The following is a 19,835-nucleotide window of genomic DNA, read 5'->3' as shown; positions in this document are numbered from 1 at the left end:
GGGCGGGGGATGGGCTCGGCGGTGCGTCCAGGAAGCGGGACTACGCGGAGGGCGGGTTCGGGCGGGTGATGCCCAGGTCGTAGGCGAGGATCGTCGCCTGTACCCGATCGCGCAGCCCCAGCTTGCGCAGCAGGGCGTTGACATGGGATTTGACGGTGCCGACGGTGATGCCCAGCTCCTCGGCGATCTCCGCGTTGTTCAGCCCCGAGGCGATCAGCGCGAGGACGAAGTTCTCGCGTGCGGTCAGCCGGTCCAGGATTCCCGGCTCGGCACCCGCCCGGGGCCCGGTGCGCGGCCCGGCGGCGTAGTGACTGATGAGGCGACGCGTCGCGGAGGGCGCGAGCACGCTCTCGCCGGCGGCCACCACACGGATGCTGTGCAGGAGTTCAGCCGCCTGGACGTCCTTGAGGAGGAAACCGGAAGCACCGGCTCGCAGCGCGTCGAAGACGTACGCGTCGAGGTCGAAGGTCGTCAGCACCAGCACGCGCGGCCCTCCGTCACGGCCGGTGAGAATGCGGGTGGCGGCGATTCCGTCGAGTTCGGGCATCCGTACGTCCATGACGATCACATCGGGGGCGAGTTGTCCGGCCAGCCGGACCGCGGTCGCGCCGTCGCCCGCCTCACCCACCACCGTCATGTCCGGCTCCGCGTCGATGACGGCCGCGAAGCCCGCTCGGACGACACTCTGGTCGTCGACGACCATCACCGTGACGGGCATCGGGGCCCCTCCTCGTCTCCCCGTTCCGGGGCGGGTGCCCCGGTGTCCGAGGTCTCGTCGATCCGGTCGGGACTCTTCGCCATGGGCCCCAGCGGCAGGCGCAGGAGTGCGGTGTCCGGCCGAGAGGTGGACAGGCTGCCGCCGAGGGCGGCCGCGTGCGCCGCCAGCCGCTCCCGTACGGCCGGGCGGGCCGCGTGCGGGGCACCGGTGGCGGTGAGGCTCAGGACGCCGTCCGCCGCGTCGAGCACGAGCGAGGTGGGACCGTCACCACCGGCCGCCAGGAGGGTCTCCGCGGCGCGGTAGGCGGCGAGGTCCACCGCGGCCGGCAGCCGCTGCGGAACCCTGGCGGTGCGCCGTACCTCGACCTCGCGGCCGCCGGCCCGGCACTGCTGGGCGAGCAGATCGAGCGCCTCAAGTGTGGGCTGCGGCCGGAGTTCGGCCGATGGCGCTCCCTCACGAACCGAATCGAGCAGGGCGCGCATGGCGGCCAGCGCGTCACGGGCCCGGTGCGCCGTCTCCGCGAGCCGGCCCGCCTCGGCCGCGTCGACCACGTCGGCGGTGCGCGCGAGCACGGTCGTCTCCAGCCCGGCGGTGATGCGGCGGCGTTCGGCCCAGGCGTCCCGCACCGCTTCCCCGGTCCATGTGGCGAGGCGGTCGTCGTCGGCGTTCCTGACGGCCCGCTCGCGGCGCCCGTACCGAACTCCCGTCCACCAGGCGGCACCGGCCGCCAGGCCCGCACCGGCGCTCGCGAGCCCGGCCACCGCCACCGCACCCGCGCCACGGCCGGTGAGGAGTACGGCGACGGTCGCGGCCGCCGCGTGCACGACGGCGAGCGCCACGGGCGCGGCCGGCCGGGCCGGTGCCTCGGTGCCGGCGTCGGACGGAGCGCGGGACGCGAGCACGACGAGCGCCGTACAGGTGGCGATCATGCTCATCAGGGGCGGCAGGACGATGGGCCCCGCGTACCCACTCACGGCCATCGCGGCCGGCCAGAGAGCGGCCAGCGCGGCCAGGGCGACCAGCACGGTGCGTGGCGCCCGCCGCAGCCACAGCAGCGACACCGCCTGCGCCGTGGCCAGCAGCGCGAACAGCACTCCGGGTGAGATGCCGGACCCGCTGGACGCGTCGTCCGCCCGTACGACCAGTACCGGCAGCAGCGGTTGCAGGCACAGCCCCACGGCCGCGGCGAACTGCGCGACCCGGTACGTCCTCGGCACGGCGGACCGCGGCGGCCCCGCGACCCGCCCCGGCAGCAGCGCGCGCACTTCCCATCCGCCGTCCGCCGTCGGACCGCTGCTGAGTGTGCCGCCCGCCTCGCGCGCCCGCCCCCGCAGGAAGGTCCGGCCGCGCCCGCCGCCCAGCCCGGCGCCGGGCGCCGCAGTACCGGCGGGCGGGTCCACGGGCCCGTTCCGCACCATGACCTCCGTGCGGTGGTCGTCGTGGGTGCAGCGCACCGTGGTCGGGGCGCCGAAGGCGTGACGTACCGCGTTGGTGAGAGCTTCCCGGACGATCGCGTACACGACCTCGTCGGCGAAGCCTCCCGGCAGGCCACGGATGTCGCCGGTCACGGGCTGCCCGAGGCTTCGGAAGCCGTTCACCAGCGCGTTCAGACGCTCCCGGGAGGCCGGGCCGTCTTCCGCCGTGGGCTGTGGGGACCGGACGGCGCTCAGCGCCTGTCCCACCTCGCGGCCGGTGTCGGCGGCGAAGACCAGCGCCTCCCGGGCCAGCTCGGGGCGGTGCTCGCGCAGCCCGAGGGCCGCTTCACAGGTGACCACGACGGCCGTCAGGTGATGGGCGCTGACATCGTGCAGCTCCCGTTCCATGCGCCGCCGTTCGGTCGCCGGAAGCCGGTCGCGCTCCGACTCCGCCCGGCGCAGGCGCCGCTCGGCGGTGTCACGCGCGGCGCGCACTCGGCGCAGGTGCAGTCCGGTGCCGCAGGCGGCCGCGTAGAGCAGGGTGGTGAGCAGGAGATCGAGGCCGTCGCGCTGACCGAGCCCGTGCAGCGTGATGCCGTGCAGCGCCTGCCAGACCTCGAGCGTCACCACACACAGCAGCGCGGTCATGGTGTCCCGCTCGACGGCCACGGAGAGGAGCGCGAGGGCCACGCCGCCGGTGCCCAGAACCGTCACGGCACCGACGGGCAGCGGACCCGCGCCGAGGGCGCAGGCCGTGACGACCACCAGCAGGGCGAGCACGGGGCGAGCCCGCCGGGCGGCCAGCGCCATGGTCACCGGACCACCCGTCAGAGCGGCCGCGAGGAGCTGGGCGGCGGATGGCTCGACACCGCGCAGCAGTGCCGCACCGGGCCATACAGCGGCCTGGGCGGCGAGCAGGAGGACCGGTAGGAGCCGGTCGTCGGTTCGTTGCATGATGTGACGAGGCTACGGTCGCCGACTCCCGGCGTGCCTCCGGCCGAAGGGGGATCGCCGCCTCTAACCGGAGGTAGAGACGGACCGGCGGCGGCCACCTCCGGGTGGACCGCGGGCGGAGCGCAACCACGGTGCCCGTGCCGTCGGAACGGCCCCTGGCCGAGGCGCGGGGACCGCCCGCCACGGCTTCCACCGCCACCGCCGCGCGAAGCGGCCGGCGCTCAGCCAGGAGCCGCCCTCCTCCACCGGGACGACTACCTGCTGTCGGCCCCGGCCCCGGCCGAGGCTTGAGCGGCCGTCTTCGTCGGCTCCAGGAGTTCCGCCGTACGGCGTGCCGTGCGCCCCGCCCAGGAGCCGCTGGTCAGTGCGCCCACCAACAGGACGCACGCACCGCAGGCCGTGATGATCCACCAGGCCGGACGGCTCGCGTCGACGAACCCCGTACGGTACGGGGCCGAGCCCACCGCGCCCACGACTCCACCCGCCAGCACCGCGCCGATGACCGCGACGCCCAGCGTCTGGCCGATCTGGCGACTGGTGGACGCGACGGCCGCCGCCACGCCCGCCTGGGAGCGGGGCATACCGGAGACGGCGGTGTTGGTGATGGGGGCGTTGACCATGCCGAAGCCCAGGCCGAACAGCACGTACCCGGTGAACATCAGCGTCGTCGTCCGCTCCGCGTCGAACGCGGCGAAGAGGACACCGCTCGCCGTCATCGCGGTCCCGGCGATCAACAGCGGGAGACGCGGGCCGCGGTTGCCGACCAGCCGGCCCGAGAGCGGGGCGCAGACGAAGGTCATGGCAGCCATCGGGAGCATGTACAGCCCGGCGTGCAGCGCGGACAGACCGCGTACGTTCTGGAGGTAGAGCGTGTTCAGGAAGAGGAATCCGCCCAGCGCCGCGAAGGCGCACACCGCGATGACGGTCGCCCCGCTGAACGGCGCACTGCGAAAGAACCGCAGGTCGATCAGTGGCTCGGCACGCCTCGGCTCGTACAGGACGAGTCCCGTCAGAGACAGGACCGACACGGCGGCGAAGGACAGGATCATCGGTGAGGTCAAGCCGGCCGAGGGTGCCTCGATGATCGCGTAGGTCAGCGCTCCCAGCACCCCGATGACCAGCAGCTGACCGACGGGGTCGGGCCGTCGGGGCTTGGGGGCGCGGGATTCGGGAACGTACCGCCAGGTCAGCAGCAGGGCTGCGGCTCCGATCGGCAGATTGATCCAGAAGATCGACCGCCAGCCGACGGAGTCCACCAGCAGCCCGCCGATCAGGGGACCCGCCGCCATCGAGATACCCACGACCCCGCCCCAGACGCCGATGGCGCGGGCGCGCTCACGGGGCCCGGTGAAGGTGTTGGTGATGATCGACATCGCGACGGGATTGAGCATCGAACCACCGACGGCCTGCACCATCCTGAAGGCGACGAGCGATTCGAGGTTCGGCGCGACGGAGCAGAGCGCCGAACCGAGCGTGAACAGGACGAGACCGGTCTTGAAGACCCGGCGGCGGCCGATCCGGTCGGCCGTCGATCCCGAGAGCATCAACAGGGCGGCGAGGACGAGCGTGTACGCGTCGATCGTCCACTGCAGCCCGGATACGGACGCGTGCAGTTCGCGCTGCATGGAAGGCAGGGCGACATTGAGGATGGTGTTGTCGAGGCTGACGATGAGGAGGCTCATGCAGCAGATCGCCAGCACGAGCATTTTCCGACGGTGGCTCAGCTCGGGCATGTGTCGACTGTACGACCGGTCGGCACGTTTCCCGGTGGGGAACACCTGACCGGCGCCCTGCCCGCCGGGCGGGAGCCCGGCAGACCGGGGCGAATACTCGCTGGACAGCGCGCGGGCCGGCGTCCAGCGTTGGCGGCATGCAGCAGGAGAAGATCTGGGACGCCGATACCGCCCTTCGCTACGACACGCCAGGATCCGGCATGTTCGCGCCCGAGGTCCTGGGCCCGACCGTGGAGCGCCTGGCCCATCTCGCGGGGGAGGGAGCGGCGCTCGAGTTCGCCATCGGAACCGGCCGGGTCGCGGTCCCGCTCGCCGAGCGAGGAGTGTCTGTCACCGGCGTCGAGTTGTCACAGCCGATGGTGGAGCAACTGCGTACCAAGGCGGACGAAGCGACGGTCCCCGTCGTCATCGGTGACATGGCGACCACGGTCGTGTCCGGGAAGTACACACTGGTCTACCTCGTCTACAACACGATCTCCAACCTGCTCACCCAGGCCGAGCAGGTCGAGTGCTTCCGCAACGCCGCCCGCCACCTCGCGCCCGGTGGGCGGTTCGTGGTCGAGCTCTGGGTGCCCGAGCTGCGCAAGCTCCCACCGGGCGAGACAGCCACCGTCTGGCAGTCCGAACCGGACTACATCGGTCTGGACACCTATGACGTCCTGCGCCAGCACGTCGTATCGCACCACTTCCGCTTCGACGAGACCACGCGGGCCACGCTGTTCCGCAGCCCCCACCGCTACATCTGGCCGGCCGAACTCGACCTCATGGCGCAGTTGGCCGGATTCGAGCTGGAGACCAGGCACGCGGACTGGGAGGGCGCCGCGTTCACCGCCGAGTCGCGTTCCCATGTCTCCGTCTACCGAATCCCACCCGCACGATAACTCCGTTCCGGGCTCCCCGTTCCGGGCTCCCCGTTCAGGGAGCCGCGGCTCGGCACTGCGCCGCCCGCAGGACAACTCGTCAGATCTCCCGGACGTGGGAGGTGCCGGTTTCAGCTGTCGTGCCCGGCGGGTCGGCGCAGCCCGGCGCGGTGGGCGAGCGCTTCGAGGACGCGTTGCCATGCCGGTGACGCGTCGGATATCCGGGACGGGACCAGCTTCAGGTACCCGGCCCGCTTGCTGTCCCGTTCGTGTGCGATCTCCCAGGCGTCCAGGTCGTCGATGAGCCGGTCCAGGCGTGGATCGCGCGGATCCCAGTCGACCGACTGATCACCGGCGAGATTCAGGCGCGTCGTCTCCGGATCGTCGAGGCCGGCGTTCTTGTCCCGTATCCGTTCCGGCATAACCTGTGGATCCAGCGCCTGCATCAGGATCCACGCGTCCCGCTCAGGCCGTACCCTCAGTTCGCTGACCCCGAGACCGCGCATCCGGTTCAGGACGGCGACCACCTCGGGGGGCAGGAAAAGCCTTTCGTCTCCGGCCAGTTCGGCGATCCCGCGGCGGTATGCGGCGAGTTGGCCGATCCTGCGCTGCAATTCGGCGTCGATGTCCGTGACGGCCGCGGCGAACCCGGTCGGCCGCGCATGCAGCGGCGCGTCGATTCGGGCCATTGGCACTCCCCGGTCGGCGAGGGCCCTGATCCGGATGAGATCCACCGCCGCCTGCGCGCTGTAGCGGCGGTAACCGGAGGCGTCGCGCTCGGGCTCGGGCTCGGGCAGCAGGCCGATGTGGTGGTAGTGGCGCACGGTGCGCACGGTCACGCCTGCGGTTGCCGCGAGCCGGCTGACCGTGAGCACCGTCCTCCTCGGATGCTCGTGCGACATGGGCGCGCTGAGCCTAGGGGACAGCCCTCGGGGACGAGCCCGGTCCACGACGTCGCGGATCGCCGGACGACGGCATCGGGGCGGTCGAAGCAGAGGCGGTGGTGAGCGGTGTCGGAAATGACGCGCTGTTGTCCGTACGAGACCGCGCTCACCAGCGCCGCGTCCAGTCCCGTCCTGCCCTCACGCATCTCCCGCGACGTCCGTTCCGGCATCAGCGCCTGCTGACCGAGGTCGGCGCCCAACACGGCGACTACCGGGAAGCTGCCCGAAGCGTGCGGGGCCGTTCAGCGCGCTGCCCTGCGGCTGAACGGTCGGGCGGACGGCCGGAGCACACGGTCGTGCGTACCGCTCAGGCGAGTTCCCGCAGGAGCGGATCCGCGTCCATGAGGAGGAAGAGGTGCCCGCCGCCGGGGATCGGGCGCAGCTCGGAGCCGTCGATCTGCGCGTGCGCCCAACGCGCCACGTCGATGGGGACGTTGCCGTCCTCCTCGCCGTGGATGAACACGGTCGGCACCCGGATCGATCCCAGCGGCTCCGGCAGTGGGCGGGCATACCCGGCGAGATCGGCCATGGCCGCGTCCATGCCCTGACGTCGTCCCTCGGTGGTGTCCAGCTCCGAGAACTTCCGGAACTCCGCTTCCCTCATGATCAGTTGGTCGGCGAGCGGCCAGGCGGCGAGGTGTGTCTCACTGTTTCGCGTGCTCTTGAAGACTCCCGTCCCCGCGAGCATCGGCCGGGCGATCACGGGGGCCCAGCGCACCAGCCGGTTCAGCCACTTCACGACCGGGATCCGGCGTGCGTACGCCCCACGGGGTGCTCCGGGGACGGCGGCGCACGCGAGGATCAGCTTCGACACCCTCTCGGGGTGCGCCTGGGCGGCGGACAGGGCGTATCCGCCGCCGCCCGAGATCGCCACGAGCGGTGCCCGTTCGTGGCCGAGGTGGTCGAGCAGGGCCACGAAGTCGTCGTTCCAGCGGTGGAAGCCCCGGCCGGGCACGGGATCGGTCTCGCCGTATCCGGGGCGGTCCGGGCAGACCAGGTGAAGGCCCGCGTCCTTGGCCGCCTGCCGCAGTGCGACCCCCTCGAAACGGCTGCCCGGGGTGCCGTGGAGCACGATCACGGGCGGGGCGGCGGGGTCCCCGTACGAGCAGTAGGCGATACGGCGCCCGCCGGGGGCCGTCAGACGGACCGTCTCGGGCAGGTCCTGCAAGGAGGGGGTCATCTCTGCTCCTCGGGCGATACGGGGGTGGCGGCAGCGGCGGCGATTCCGCCGATGACGAAGTCGAGTCCGAAGGTGAACCGGCGGTCGTAGTCGTGGTGGTCGGCGAACACGGACCGGGCCCCGTCCGTGGGCGGGGAACGGTGCGGTTCCGGGGTGCCGCGGCCGAGGCGGATCGCCACATGGCCGGTGACGAAGTCGTGCAGGGCGCCGTACGCGTACGCGGCGGACTCGTCGTCGAGTCCCGCGGAGCGCAGTGCCGCGACGACCCGGTGCGCGGCATCGTCCGCGCCGGGCCCGACGAGAGGGGCCCTGCGGTGTGCCTCCAGTACGACGGGATGGCGCATGAGCAGGTCGTGGAGCGAGTGCGCGAACAGCCGGACGACACCGCGCCAGTCGTCCGGCCAGACCACGGACCGGGTCACCTCGCCGACGATTCTGGACACCATCGCGTGCTGGAGCGCCTCGATGCCACCGGTCGTGCGGTGGATGGCCATCGGCGACACACCGAGCCGTTCGGCCAGTGCCCGGAAGGTCACCGCGTCGAGACCCCGGTCGTCGGCCATCCCGGTCGCCGCATCCAGGACCGCGTCGAGCGTCACCGCCCGGGGACGGCCGTTCCTCGGAGTACTTGCCTTCTCGCCCACCATGCCCGCACCATATCGATACGCGTAACGAAACATCAATGGGAGCGCCCATGACGGAGTTGCACGACCTCTCGGCTCTTCAACTGGCCACCGCGTACGGGTGCGGAGACACGAGTCCCACCGAAGTCGTGGACCATCTGCTGGCCCGCATCGAAAGCGGCGACCGGGTGGGCGCCTTCACCACCGTGTCGGCCGACCGGGCCCGCGCGGAGGCGGCCGCGGCCGAACGCGCACTGCGCTCGGCCGACCGCGCCGGGCTGCCGCGCCTGTTCGGCGTGCCCACCGCCGTCAAGGATCTGGAGGCGACGGCGGGCGTACGCACCACACTGGGTTCCGCGCTCTTCCGCGACTGGGTCCCCGGACACAACGACGAGATCGTCGATGTCATGGCCGACGCCGGGCTGATCAGCCTCGGCAAGACCACCGTTCCGGAGTTCGGGGCGGCCTGCTACAGCGAGCCCGAGGTGTCGCCACCGGCGCGCAGCCCGTTCGACCTCGGCCGCAGCGCGGCCGGCAGCAGCGGCGGGGCGGCGGCCGCGGTCGGCGCGCTGCTGGTTCCGCTCGCGCAGGGGAGCGACACCGCGGGATCCGTGCGTTCCCCCGCGAGCGCCTGCGGTGTGGTCGGGCTCAAGCCCAGCCGCGGGCTCGTCACCGCGGGCCCGGCCGGCTCCGACGGGATGGGGCTTTCCGTACGGGGTCCGCTCGCCCGCACCGTACGCGACACGGCCGCGTTCCTCGACGCGCTGACCACCCGTACGGGAGTCGGCACCGTGCATCCGCCCCGCGTCGACAGTTACGAACGCGCCTGCGACGCGCCCGTGCCGCGGCTCCGCGTGGCGCTCGCGCAGGGGTCGGTCTCGGGGTCCCGGGTGGACACCGAGGTCGCCGCCGCGGCGGAACTCACCGCCCGGACGCTGGCCGGACTCGGCCATCAGGTGTTCGCCCGGGACCAGGCGCCGGATCCCGAGTTCACCGAGGGGTTCCGGGTGATGTTCACCGCGCTGGTCGGGTCCCGGGTCATGGCGTTCGACGAGAGGGCCCTGCGCCCGATCGTCCGCCACCTGCGGACCCGCTCGCAGCAGTGCACCTCGGGCGAACTGGCCGCCGCGATCGGTGTCGTCCAGGCCCGTGCGCGGGCCTGGACGCTCGACTACGCGGACGCCGACATCGTGATCACCCCGACCGTGACCACGCCGCCGACGCTCATCGGTCAGCTCCGCGACGATGACGATCCGGCAGGGGAACTGGCCGCGATGACCGCCTTCACGGGCAACACCGTCATCGCGAACGCCACCGGGTATCCGACCGTCAGTCTGCCGTTGGGCTGGAGCTCCGAGGGGCTCCCGCTGGGGGTTTCGCTCACGGCCGGGTGGGGTCGCGAGGATCTCCTGTTCGGTGTCTCGGCCGCACTGGAGGAGGCTCTGCCGTGGGCCCGTCGCTATGGCGACCGGACCGCGGCGCGCACACCGGTGGCGGGCTGAACGGGAACGCCGGAGGCGGACGGCCGTCGGAATCCGCCCCCAGTCGGGGGCAGGGCCCCGGTCGTCGCGGGCGGAGTTCCGCACGGGCGGGGCACGCTGTGACGCAGACCCCGGGGGCACGCTGTGACGCAGGCCCCTGGGGCACGCTGTGACGCAAGCCTGGGGCCCGCGCTCGCACCGCTGCCGCCCGTACCAGGCTGTCGGTCCCACCTTCCGCGCGGGCGCTCCACCGCGTGACTGGGGTGGCCGGTGTGCGCACCGGCCACCCGGGTGCGGTACGAAGTGCGGTGTGAACGAACAGACTCAGCCCGCGACCGTTCGCGTGTTCATCGCCCTCGCCCCGCCCGACCACGCGAAGGAAGAACTGGCCCGGGAACTGCGCCCCGCCTATGACACGCACCCCGACATGCGGTGGAACCGTATCGAGGACTGGCACATCACCCTGGCGTTCCTCGGGGAGCTGCCGGCCGGGACGGTCCCGATCCTGCGCCCGCCTCTCGCCGGCCTCGCAGCGCAGCGCCCATCACCGCGTCTGGCGCTGCGCGGCAGCGGAACCTTCGACGACCGGGTGCTGTGGAGCGGAATCGAGGGAGACCTCGATGAGCTGCACTCGCTCGCCGCCGATGTGCGTGCCGCGGTCAGGAGCTGTGGTGTCACCTTCGAGGACCGACCCCTGCGCCCGCATCTGACGTTGGCCCGTGCCCGCCGAGGGGACCGGTCCTCGGCGGGAGAGATCGCCGAACGGTTCACCGGATTCACCGGCGGCCGATGGCCCGCCGAACGACTTCACCTGGTCGGCAGCAACGTCGGCCGGAGCCGTGGGCCGATCCACTACCGCGACATCGAGGCCTGGGCCCTCGGCAACGGCAACCTCACCGGATCCTGAGCGAGCCGGCCGGGCCGGCCGACGGGGGACCGCGATGCTCACGCGGATGCCGTCAGAGGGTGGGAGCGCGCCCGAGGCGTTCGCGCAGCGCGGCGGCGAACTCCTCCGCCCGCGCCAGTTGGGTGCGGAGCTTCTCCACCTGTTCCGACGCACCCTGCTCGTAGCCGCGGATGCGCTCCAGCAGGGCCTGAAGCTCGTCGGCCGTCAGTTCCTCGCCGGAGTCGAGGCGGTCGGTGGCGGCGAGCAGTTCGCGCATCTCGTCCAGGGTGAAGCCGAGCGGCTTCATGCGGCGGATGACCATCAGACGGGACACGTCGGCCTCGGTATAGAGACGGAAGCCGCCCTGCGAGCGGGCGGACGGGGTGACGAGCCCGGTCTCCTCGTAGTGACGGATGGTGCGCAGCGACAGTTCGGTCCGCGCGGCGACCTCCCCGATCTGCATCTGCTCGCTGCTCACGAGGGGACCCGTTTCTCTCTGTCGGAAGGTCGCGGTAGACCGAGCCGATCTCTACCCTAACGTTAGGGTACAGTATGTGATCGCAGGGGATCGGCTCCACACCGTCGCCGCTTCCATGGTGCGGGACGGACCGTTTCCGCGACCCTCAGCCGTGTCGGGGCCGACGATGCTCCCGGCGAAGACCGGTACGAGCTGGAGAGAGCGTGCACATTCCCATGACGCCCGGCGCCGCCTGCCCGCCGTGACTCTCCGCCCTGAGCCGCGCCCGGAGTTCTCGCCCGCGCTCGTCGTTGCCTTCTGACTTCAGCCCGCGCCGTACGTGGGCTCCGCGGGATGCCGTGCCGGCCTTCCCGTGTCCTTCCCGCACGCCCAAGGTTGCCGGGCGTGCCCGAGCACGGCAGGTACGTCCCTTGTTCACGTCCGCACCGTCCACCTCCGCACCGTCCCCGGCCGCGCGGCTGCGCGGCCTGCGCCCCGACTGGCTGTCCGACCCGAAGGTCTGGCGCACCGAGGTCCTGGCCGGCCTGGTGGTCGCGCTCGCGCTGATCCCCGAGGCGATCTCCTTCTCGATCATCGCCGGTGTCGACCCCGCGATCGGCCTGTTCGCCTCCTTCACGATGGCCGTGACCATTTCCGTCGTCGGCGGCCGGCGGGCGATGATCTCCGCGGCGACCGGTGCCGTCGCCCTGGTCATCGCACCACTCAACCGCGAGCACGGCCTCGGCCACCTGATCGCCGCGGTCATTCTGGCCGGGGTCTTCCAGATCGTCCTCGGCGCGCTCGGCGTCGCGAAGCTGATGCGGTTCGTGCCCCGCAGCGTGATGGTCGGTTTCGTCAACTCCCTCGCCATCCTGATCTTCATGGCCCAGGTCCCCGAGATGCACGACGTGCCCTGGCCCGTCTACCCGCTGATCGCGGCCGGACTGGCCCTCATGGTGCTCACCCCGAAGGTCACCAAGGTGATCCCGGCCCCCCTCGCATCCATCGTCGTCCTCACCGCTTTTACGGTCGCCGCCGGGATCGCGGTACCCACCGTCGGCGACAAGGGTGACCTGCCTTCCTCCCTGCCCGTACCGGGACTTCCGGACGTGCCGTTCACCCTGGACACCCTGACGACGATCGCCCCCTACGCCCTGGCCATGGCGCTGGTCGGCCTGATGGAGTCCCTGATGACGGCCAAGCTCGTCGACGACATCACCGACACCCCCTCCTCCAAGACCCGCGAGTCCATCGGCCAGGGCATCGCCAACATCGTCACCGGCTTCTTCGGCGGCATGGGCGGATGCGCCATGATCGGCCAGACGATGATCAACGTGAAGGTGTCCGGCGCCCGTACTCGCTTGTCCACCTTCCTGGCGGGCGCTTTCCTGATGGTGCTGTGCGTCGCCTTCGGACCGGTCGTCTCCGACATGCCCATGGCCGCGCTCGTCGCCGTGATGGTGATGGTGTCCTTCGCGACCTTCGACTGGCACTCCGTCGCCCCCAAGACGCTCAAGCGGATGCCGACGGGCGAGATCGCCGTCATGGCTGTCACCGTCGTCTGCGTGGTCGCCACCGGGAACCTCGCCATCGGTGTCGTCGTCGGCTCCGTCACCGCCATGGTCATCTTCGCCAAGCGGGTCGCCCACCTCGCCGACGTCACCTCGGTCACCGACCCCGACGGCGCCACCGTGGTCTACTACGTGACCGGCGAGCTGTTCTTCGCCTCCTCCAACGACCTCGTCACCCAGTTCCACTACGCCACCGACCCCGACAGGGTCGTCATCGACCTGACCGCCGCCCACATCTGGGACGCCTCCTCCGTCGCCGCCCTCGACGCCATCGAGACCAAGTACGCCCGACGCGGCACGACAGTGGAGATCATCGGCCTGAACGATCCCAGCGCCGACCTTCACGGCCGGCTCACCGGCGAGCTCACCGGCGGCCACTGAACGAGTCGGATATCAGGCCGCCTCCGGGCCGGACCCGCCCCGGACCTGCCCGGCGCGTCCCGCGCCGAGACCTGCGGCAGCCTGGATCGCGCACACGGCCAGCAGCGTCGCCAGGGGAACGCCCCATCCGCCGCTCGCCTCGTGCAGAAGCCCCGCGCCCAACGGGCCGATCGTGGCGATGAGGAAACCGGTGCCCTGGGCCATCGAGGACAGTGCCGACGTCTCGTCGCCGTTGCCGGTACGCAGCCCGATCAGGCTCAGCGCGACCGCGAATCCGGCCCCCTGCCCGAGCCCCAGGATCACGGAGGCGGCCCACACGCCCGCCGGCGCGGGGGCCAGGACGATGCCGGCGAGACCCGCCCCGCTGAGCACCGCCACGAGCACGGCGGGCCCACGCTGGTCGGGCAGCCGACGGTACACCGCGGGCAGCAGCGCCGCCCCCGCCACACCCACCAGGCTGGTCAGCGACAGCAGGAGGCCGCTCTGCGCCTCGCCGATGCCCCGGTCCTGGGCCATCGTGGGCAGCCAGCCGAACACGACGTACGCCAACAGCGCCTGCGCCGCGAAGAAGACCGTGACCCGCCACGCCGTCGCGTCCCGCCACAGCCGCACGCGCTGCGGTGTCGGTGCGTCGACGGCCCGCGCGTCCACGCGCACCCCCGGCCACCAGGCCAGGATCGCCGCGATCGACAGGGGGACGGCCACCAGCGCCAGTGCACCGCGCCAGGCCCATCCGGTCGCGTCGGCCAACGGCGGCGCGACCGCCGAACCGCTCGCACCGCCCAGGGTCAGGAACGCCGAGTAGAACGCGGTCACCCCCGCCACCGCGCCCGCGAAGCGCCGCCGGATCAGTCCGGGCAGCAGCACGTTGGCGAGCCCGATCGCCGCGCCGACCAGCACCGTGCCCACGAACAACGCCGCCGCTCCCGGGAGCAGTCGCAGCGTCGCGCCGACGGCGAGCAGGATCAGGCTCGCGAGCACCACGCGCGCCTCGCCGTACCGCCGTCCGAGCACGGGGCCCGCGAACGCGAACACGCCCAGGCACAGGACCGGCAGCGCGGTCAGCGCGCTCACCGCCGCGGCCGACAGGCCCAGGTCGTCGCGGAGGCGGCCGAGCAGCGGGGCGACCGCGGTGACCGGTGCCCGTAGGTCGAGGGCGACCAGGGCGAGCGCGATCAGGGCGCCGATCGCCGGACCGGTTCTCGCCGGTATCGGTACGGGTGAGGTGGGCGCGGTATCGCGGAGCGTGGGGGGACGCGGAGGTGGAGTGGGCATGGCAGGTCCTTCGACGGAGGGAGGCCCGTTCGGGCCGGAGTCACCTTGAATTGATACAGTACGGACTGTATCAATTCAAAATCCGGTTACAGTCCGTAAGTCGACCGAAAGGACTCACCCGTGCCCCCGTCCCCGCGCACCGCCGGCCGCCAGAAGGATCCGCAGATCGACGCCGCCGTGCGCGCCGCGACACTCGACCTGCTCGCCGAGGTCGGCTACGCCGACCTCACGATCGGGCAGGTGGCGAAGAACGCAGACGTCTACCGCCCGGCCATCTACCGACGCTGGCCCTCGAAACAGCACCTGGTCACCGACGCGCTGGCCACGGTCCTGGGCACCACGCCGACGGTGGACAGCGGCGACCTGCGCGCGGACCTGCTCATCGGCATCGGCAGCCTGGTCACCGCGTTCGAGACCACCGTCCTGGGCCCCGTCCTGCCCGCGCTCGTCGCCGACCTCGCCCGTGAACCCGAGCTGCGCGAGAGCTTCCTCGACGACGTCTTCCACGCCCGCCGACGCAGCACCGAGACCGTCCTGCGCACCGCTGCCGCACGCGGCGACATCCGTGAACTCGACCGGGCCGAGATGGAGTTCACCCTCGACGCGCTCGCGGCGCCGGTCTACTACCGGGCCCTCTTCCGGCACGCCCCACTGGACGCCGCCCTGGTCGAACGCACCGTCGACCTCGTTCTGGACGGCCTGCGGAACGGCGACTGAGCGTCACGACGCGCCGAAGGACGCGACTGACCCGGACGCCACGAGGCCGGCCGAACCGCCGTTCCGGGGGCGGGGCTTGTGATCCGGTCACTGGCCGGTGAACCCGCCGCGGGTCGCCGGAGAGGGCAGCCGGGGCGCCCGTCAGCCGGTGTCCGGGAAGTCCCGGTCGACCGGGAGGCCGAACAGGCGCTGCGCCCGTCGCTCGTTCTCCCGCCGGAGCGAGGCTGTCCAGGGCCAGGGGTCTTCGGGCTTGAGGTAGGGGCAGACCACGCGGTGCGCGATGCGGCATTGGGTGCCGGGGAGGGGTTCGGCGTCCCACAGGTTCATCGCGGCCCCGTCCGAAGCGATGATCCAGCGCCGACGCGGGGGCACGGTGTGGGCGGGGACGATGACGCGGGGTTCGAGGAGGACCCAGTGGCCCTCGTAGTGGGTGGCGTAGCGGTCCTGGCGAAGGTCGCAGAACGGGCAGTCGGGCGGGGCGGGCGGCCGTGGGGCGGTGGCGCCTTCGAGGAGGGCGCGGAACGCGTTGTCGGTACTGTCCGGGCCTGGTGTGATGTTTCCGGAATCCCCCATGTTTTCAGGGTCCGGACGGGTTGCCGGGGCGGGTAGGGCGCGATCCGGACGTGCCGGGCGGGGGAGATGCCGCCCGGTGGGCTGCGGGGCGCCCTGTGAGGTGCGGGGCGACCCACCCGTACCGGACTGTCGGGCCGAACCCGTATACGCGTTGACCGGCACGGCGCATGCGCGGAGACGCGTGGCAGGTCCCGCCTGCTCCTTCGGGGAGCAGGCGGGACCTGGGCAGTGATACGGGGACTCTCCCCGTATCACTGCCGGTGGCTGCCTCGGTGCGCTCAGCCCTGCGTCGCGGGCCTGAGGCTGCGGAGATGCCTTTGGACCTCGCCGACGCAGGTCAGCGTGATGGCCAGGCTGACGACGATGGCCAGTGCGGCGATCAGGGTGTCCGGGCCGGGGGATTGCCGAAGGGCCTCGTTCAGGAAGGCCGCTGCGAGGGCGATCTCGCCGAGCCCGAGCGCCCCGAGCCATGCCGCTCGGGCGGTGGGCGGAGCCCAGGCCTGAACCCTCTTCCAGCCCAGCAGCGCCGCCCCTCCTCCCATGGCCAGCACCGTCAGGATCAGGAGCCCGGTGAACAGGGCGTCACCTGTGGGGGACGGCGCGGTGTGATCGAGTTCGGCGGTGTCCGGTCCGGACAGGCCGAACAGCAGCTCCAGGAGGACGATGTAGGCGATCTGCGCGATCAGCAGTGCCGGCGCGACCCGCTGGTGGAGAAGGCGGTTCATGCGTTGCTCCTCACAAGCTTCTTGTTCTTGATGATCCAGAGCTTGCCCTTCGACACGTAGCTCTTGCAGGCGCTGCGGGACTTGCTGGATGCCTTCGCCTTGGGGTTGTTGCTCTTGTAGCTCCGTCCGATGGCGCGGCCGATCTTGTTGTTCCGGAGGTCCATTTCCTTGTCGTTGCCCTTGGACTGCGACTCGTGACGGGTGGCGACCTCGTAGGCGGTTTCGTGGTCGACGAAGATCTCCATCATCGCGTTCCAGTAGCAGTGCCGGAAGGCGTCGCCGGTGCCCTGGTACAGGGTCTTGTCCGCGTAGTACTTCTTGGCGTAGTGGACCGCCACCGAGGCCTGGTCACGGGCCTTGGAGCAGTCATAGGGGTTGAGCCAGCAGTAACGCTTCTCCGACGGGGTCATCCCGTAGCCGGAGGCGCTGGGATCCAGGAGGACCGGGTAGTGCACGGTCTGACCCGCGGCCGGTGCGAGCGAGATGACGATCGCGGAGCCGGAAGCCGTCATGGAGACCGGGACGGCGGTCCCCTTGGCGTCGACGGCCAGCGGGGCGGAGACGAAGGTGGCGAAGCCTGCCTGCTCGTCCACGATCATCAAGGTGTTCTCGGAGACGGCCGTCATCTCCTGGCCGGGAAGCAGATTCACCGTGTACGTGAAGGAGCGCGGTGCGTTCGCGCTGCGCAGCAGATGGAAGAGCTCCACCTGGCTGGCCTCGGTCCTGATCGCGACGGTGTCCGCGTCCTGCTGGGTGTTCGGGTAGATCACCAGGCCGGTGCTGCTCAGCTCGGCCTGTGAAGTGGTGGCGACGGGCAGGTCGATGAGGGTCTGTGCGCTGCCGTCGGCGCTGGTGCCCACTACGGTGCTGTCGGCGGTGGCGGGCAGTTCGGTGACCGGGCCCGCCGCGACGCTCTCCTCGTCCTCGATCTTCTCGGGGTCCTCCTCCTCGACGTAGCCGGGCGGGGTGTCGTCCTCCTCCGGTATGTCCTCGGTCGGTTCGGTGGTCTCGTCCTCCTCCTCGACGGGGTGGAGAACGCCGGAGAAGTGCGTTTCGGCTATCTCGTTGATGAAGGAGGTGGAGAGATTCCCGGTGAGGGAGCCGGCCTGGAAGGTGTACTCGCGCCATTCCGACCAGGTACCGGCGGCGTTCTTGACCCGGGCGGTCAGGGAGTGGACGCCGCGGGTGGCGGGTGTGACGGTGACAACCGCTTTGCCACCGGTGAGCGTCGCGGTGCGCGCGGGTTCGTCGTCGAGGGCGTACTCGGCGGACACGGCCTTGCCGGCCGGGTCGGTGAGGGTGAATGTTCCAGGGGTGCCCGCGTCACCGTGCCACAGTCCGTCGGCCGGGTAGACCGTGGAGAGGACGGTGGGGGCCGCGGGTATCGACGTGTCGATGGTCAGTGTGCGCCAGCCGGACCAGGTGCCGTTCGCATCGGTTCCGTCGAAGGTGGACACGCGCCACTTGTAGGCGCCTGCGGGCAGTGCCGGTGCCGTCCAGGCGCCGGTGCTCCCCGAGGCGACGTAGGCGGAGTTGCCGGTGGCGACCCGAGTGGTACCCGCGGCGTTCCAGACCTCGAAGGTGATGCGGACCTGATTGCCGTCCGCGTCACTGGCCTTCGCCTGCAGCGTGGGTGTGGTGTCAGCGGTCACCGCACCGGATACCGGGCTGACGAGCGTACCCACACCGGGCTTGGTGTTGTACGTGATCGACAGCGCGGGCTCCGTGGGTCCCTGCGAGCCGTTCACGTAGTTGGCGGACCGGAACCGGCGCCAGCTCAGGGAGTCCTGCTCGTCCACGGCCTTGATCTGGAGGCCGTGGTTGGCTTCGCCACCGGCCCATGCCTGGGCGATGCCGGTGACGTTCCAGCGCATGAAGTTCGCCGGGCACGCGGAACTGAAGCCGTAGGCGGCCTTGGACACCGCGGCTCCGGTGGCGGTGGTGGCGGGCTGAGCACCCCACGTGACGGCGCTGGGGTCCCAGCTCTGGGTGATGCGTCGGGCTTCCACGCCTGTGCTCGCGGTCGAGCAGCTGGCGGACCAGTAGGAGTGCATCCGCAGCTCCGCGCCGAGGATGTGGGTGCCGGTGTACTTGGCGACGTCGAACTTGAGGAAGGAGCGCGCCTTCGTCGTACCCGCGTCGTACGTGCCGGCCTTCAGCTCCGTCGAGCCCCGCTGCGAGTCGGGGTAGTTCGTGGCTACCCAGGTGTCGGTCGACGCGGCCAGGGTGGTGGTCGGGTCGATGGTGACGGGATAGGTCAGGTCCGGGTCGCTGAGGAATTCCTCGCTCGGGCGCAGCACGAGTACGGTGCCCTCGGCCGTCTTCTCGATGGCCGTGGCGATCTCGGCGTCCTTGAGCGGTTCCCCGGAGACGGGATCGGTGCCGGTGCCCCACATCCTCGGCGCCGGGGCGCTGGCCACAAGCCCGCCGGCGCTGTCCTCCAGCCTCAGATGCCGCTGGGCGGTCTTCTTCAGCTCCATGCCCGTCAGCGTCACCGGAAGGCGCAGCTCGACGGGTTCGGTGGGACGCTTCTTGAGGATGAGCGACTCGGTGAAGCCGTGCGGCAGCGCCGTGACGTGAAGGTCTCCGCCCGGTACCGCCGACGGGTAGACGGCCGTGTCTCCCTGGATGTGCGGATCCGCCAGCGCCGTGCCCCAGTCCAGGCCGAAGGTACGCTCGCCGCGGGTGACGCTGGCGAAGTCCTCTCCTCCGCCGTCGGACAGTTCCACGGCCGCGACCGCTGTCTTCGGCTCCAGTCGGCTACCGGTGTCGACCAGAGTGGTGTCGATCCGCTTCCACCGGCCGTTCTCCTTCACTCGCACCGTGCCCGAGGCGACATCCGTGGTGAGTGATCCGTTCGGATTGACCCAGGTGGTGGAGTCTCCGGTGCGTTCGGACAGGGCCTCCACCCGACGGCCCGTCAGGACGGCGGCCAGTCGCGCCGACTCGATGTCGGCGGCTTCGGTGACCCGCTCAACACCGTTGCCGTTCGTACGTGTTGCCGACGACGTCTCCCCAGACGTCTCGTCGGCCTGAACAGCGCTCGCGGACTGCAGCGCGAGCGTGACGGACAGCACCAGCGACGTGGCCGCCGCTGTGAACCGTCTGTTCATCTTGCCCCCTCTTGCGTGTCAAAGACATGCCAAATGCATATTTCCTTGGCATGCCGGAGGTGATCATATAGGGACTCCGCACCCAAGAATTTGCTCGACAATGAGGCTAAATTGAACAAAGATTGACAAATTCTGCCGAACGGTAGGTATCTGAGTTCGCTCCGGCCGTTGCCGTGCGGGCGGACTCCGGCGGCGGCAACCCGGTGGCGCGAGGGTCCCGTTCATGGAG

General features: G+C 71.3%; 16 protein-coding genes. 5 read left to right on the top strand and 11 right to left on the bottom strand.

What is annotated here, in order from left to right; translation table 11 throughout:
- Positions 1-40: 40 nt before the first annotated feature.
- From OG251_RS02455 to OG251_RS02445, 3 genes are all read right to left on the bottom strand, one after another.
- Entirely contained in the window at positions 41-718 is a 678-nt protein-coding gene (locus tag OG251_RS02455) for a response regulator transcription factor (RefSeq protein WP_326675352.1), read from the bottom strand.
- On the bottom strand, positions 703-3,087 hold the full coding sequence (locus OG251_RS02450; protein ID WP_326675351.1) for an ATP-binding protein: 2,385 nt from the start codon (positions 3,085-3,087) through the stop codon (positions 703-705). The genes OG251_RS02455 and OG251_RS02450 overlap by 16 nt, the downstream gene beginning before the upstream one ends.
- Positions 3,088-3,341: 254 nt before the next feature.
- On the bottom strand, positions 3,342-4,820 hold the full coding sequence (locus OG251_RS02445; protein WP_326675350.1) for an MFS transporter: 1,479 nt from the start codon (positions 4,818-4,820) through the stop codon (positions 3,342-3,344).
- Between the two features lie 137 nt (positions 4,821-4,957).
- On the opposite strand from OG251_RS02445, the gene OG251_RS02440 reads away from it, so the two are divergent.
- A complete protein-coding gene (locus OG251_RS02440; protein ID WP_326675349.1) occupies positions 4,958-5,701 on the top strand; it encodes a class I SAM-dependent DNA methyltransferase in 744 nt (247 codons plus the stop codon).
- 110 nt (positions 5,702-5,811) lie between these two features.
- Here OG251_RS02440 and OG251_RS02435 read toward each other — a convergent pair whose 3' ends face one another.
- The 3 genes from OG251_RS02435 to OG251_RS02425 all read right to left on the bottom strand — a co-directional run bounded on the left by OG251_RS02435 (position 5,812) and on the right by OG251_RS02425 (position 8,451).
- A complete protein-coding gene (locus OG251_RS02435; RefSeq protein WP_326675348.1) occupies positions 5,812-6,582 on the bottom strand; it encodes a MerR family transcriptional regulator in 771 nt (256 codons plus the stop codon).
- Between the two features lie 349 nt (positions 6,583-6,931).
- Positions 6,932-7,804: an alpha/beta fold hydrolase gene (locus OG251_RS02430; protein ID WP_326675347.1), complete on the bottom strand. Its 873-nt coding sequence runs from the start codon at positions 7,802-7,804 to the stop codon at positions 6,932-6,934.
- Positions 7,801-8,451, bottom strand: coding sequence for a TetR/AcrR family transcriptional regulator (locus OG251_RS02425; RefSeq protein WP_326675346.1), 651 nt, complete (start codon positions 8,449-8,451; stop codon positions 7,801-7,803). The genes OG251_RS02430 and OG251_RS02425 overlap by 4 nt, the downstream gene beginning before the upstream one ends.
- A gap of 47 nt (positions 8,452-8,498) precedes the next feature.
- Here OG251_RS02425 and OG251_RS02420 point away from each other — a divergent pair, with 47 nt between their 5' ends.
- Positions 8,499-9,929: an amidase gene (locus OG251_RS02420; protein ID WP_326675345.1), complete on the top strand. Its 1,431-nt coding sequence runs from the start codon at positions 8,499-8,501 to the stop codon at positions 9,927-9,929.
- A gap of 289 nt (positions 9,930-10,218) precedes the next feature.
- Complete coding sequence (gene thpR, locus OG251_RS02415) at positions 10,219-10,815, top strand: RNA 2',3'-cyclic phosphodiesterase (RefSeq protein ID WP_326675344.1); 597 nt, start codon at positions 10,219-10,221, stop codon at positions 10,813-10,815.
- 52 nt (positions 10,816-10,867) lie between these two features.
- On the opposite strand, the gene OG251_RS02410 is transcribed toward thpR, so the two are convergent.
- Positions 10,868-11,257, bottom strand: coding sequence for a MerR family transcriptional regulator (locus OG251_RS02410; RefSeq protein WP_385894254.1), 390 nt, complete (start codon positions 11,255-11,257; stop codon positions 10,868-10,870).
- Between the two features lie 425 nt (positions 11,258-11,682).
- Between OG251_RS02410 and OG251_RS02405 the strand changes: the two genes are divergently transcribed.
- Positions 11,683-13,203, top strand: coding sequence for a SulP family inorganic anion transporter (locus OG251_RS02405; protein WP_326675342.1), 1,521 nt, complete (start codon positions 11,683-11,685; stop codon positions 13,201-13,203).
- A gap of 12 nt (positions 13,204-13,215) precedes the next feature.
- Here the strand turns inward: OG251_RS02405 and OG251_RS02400 are convergent, their stop codons facing one another.
- Positions 13,216-14,478 (bottom strand): MFS transporter, encoded by a 1,263-nt coding sequence (locus tag OG251_RS02400; protein ID WP_326675341.1) that lies wholly within the window; start codon positions 14,476-14,478, stop codon positions 13,216-13,218.
- A gap of 120 nt (positions 14,479-14,598) precedes the next feature.
- On the opposite strand from OG251_RS02400, the gene OG251_RS02395 reads away from it, so the two are divergent.
- Complete coding sequence (locus OG251_RS02395; RefSeq protein WP_326675340.1) at positions 14,599-15,195, top strand: TetR/AcrR family transcriptional regulator; 597 nt, start codon at positions 14,599-14,601, stop codon at positions 15,193-15,195.
- 141 nt (positions 15,196-15,336) lie between these two features.
- On the opposite strand, the gene OG251_RS02390 is transcribed toward OG251_RS02395, so the two are convergent.
- From OG251_RS02390 to OG251_RS02380, 3 genes are all read right to left on the bottom strand, one after another.
- Positions 15,337-15,768, bottom strand: a complete 432-nt coding sequence (locus OG251_RS02390; protein WP_326675339.1) for a DUF6083 domain-containing protein — start codon at positions 15,766-15,768, stop codon at positions 15,337-15,339.
- 278 nt (positions 15,769-16,046) lie between these two features.
- The gene (locus tag OG251_RS02385; RefSeq protein ID WP_326675338.1) at positions 16,047-16,493 is read right to left on the bottom strand and encodes a hypothetical protein; all 447 of its coding nucleotides are present in this window, start codon (positions 16,491-16,493) and stop codon (positions 16,047-16,049) included.
- Entirely contained in the window at positions 16,490-19,606 is a 3,117-nt protein-coding gene (locus OG251_RS02380) for a DNRLRE domain-containing protein (RefSeq protein WP_326675337.1), read from the bottom strand. Before OG251_RS02380 ends, OG251_RS02385 begins: the two co-directional genes overlap by 4 nt.
- Positions 19,607-19,835 lie beyond the last annotated feature (229 nt).

This window comes from Streptomyces sp. NBC_01237, from assembly GCF_035917275.1.
In the GTDB taxonomy this organism is placed as follows: domain Bacteria; phylum Actinomycetota; class Actinomycetes; order Streptomycetales; family Streptomycetaceae; genus Streptomyces.
Note: the sequence above shows the minus strand (reverse complement) of the source record. Positions and strands in the feature narration are given on the sequence as shown.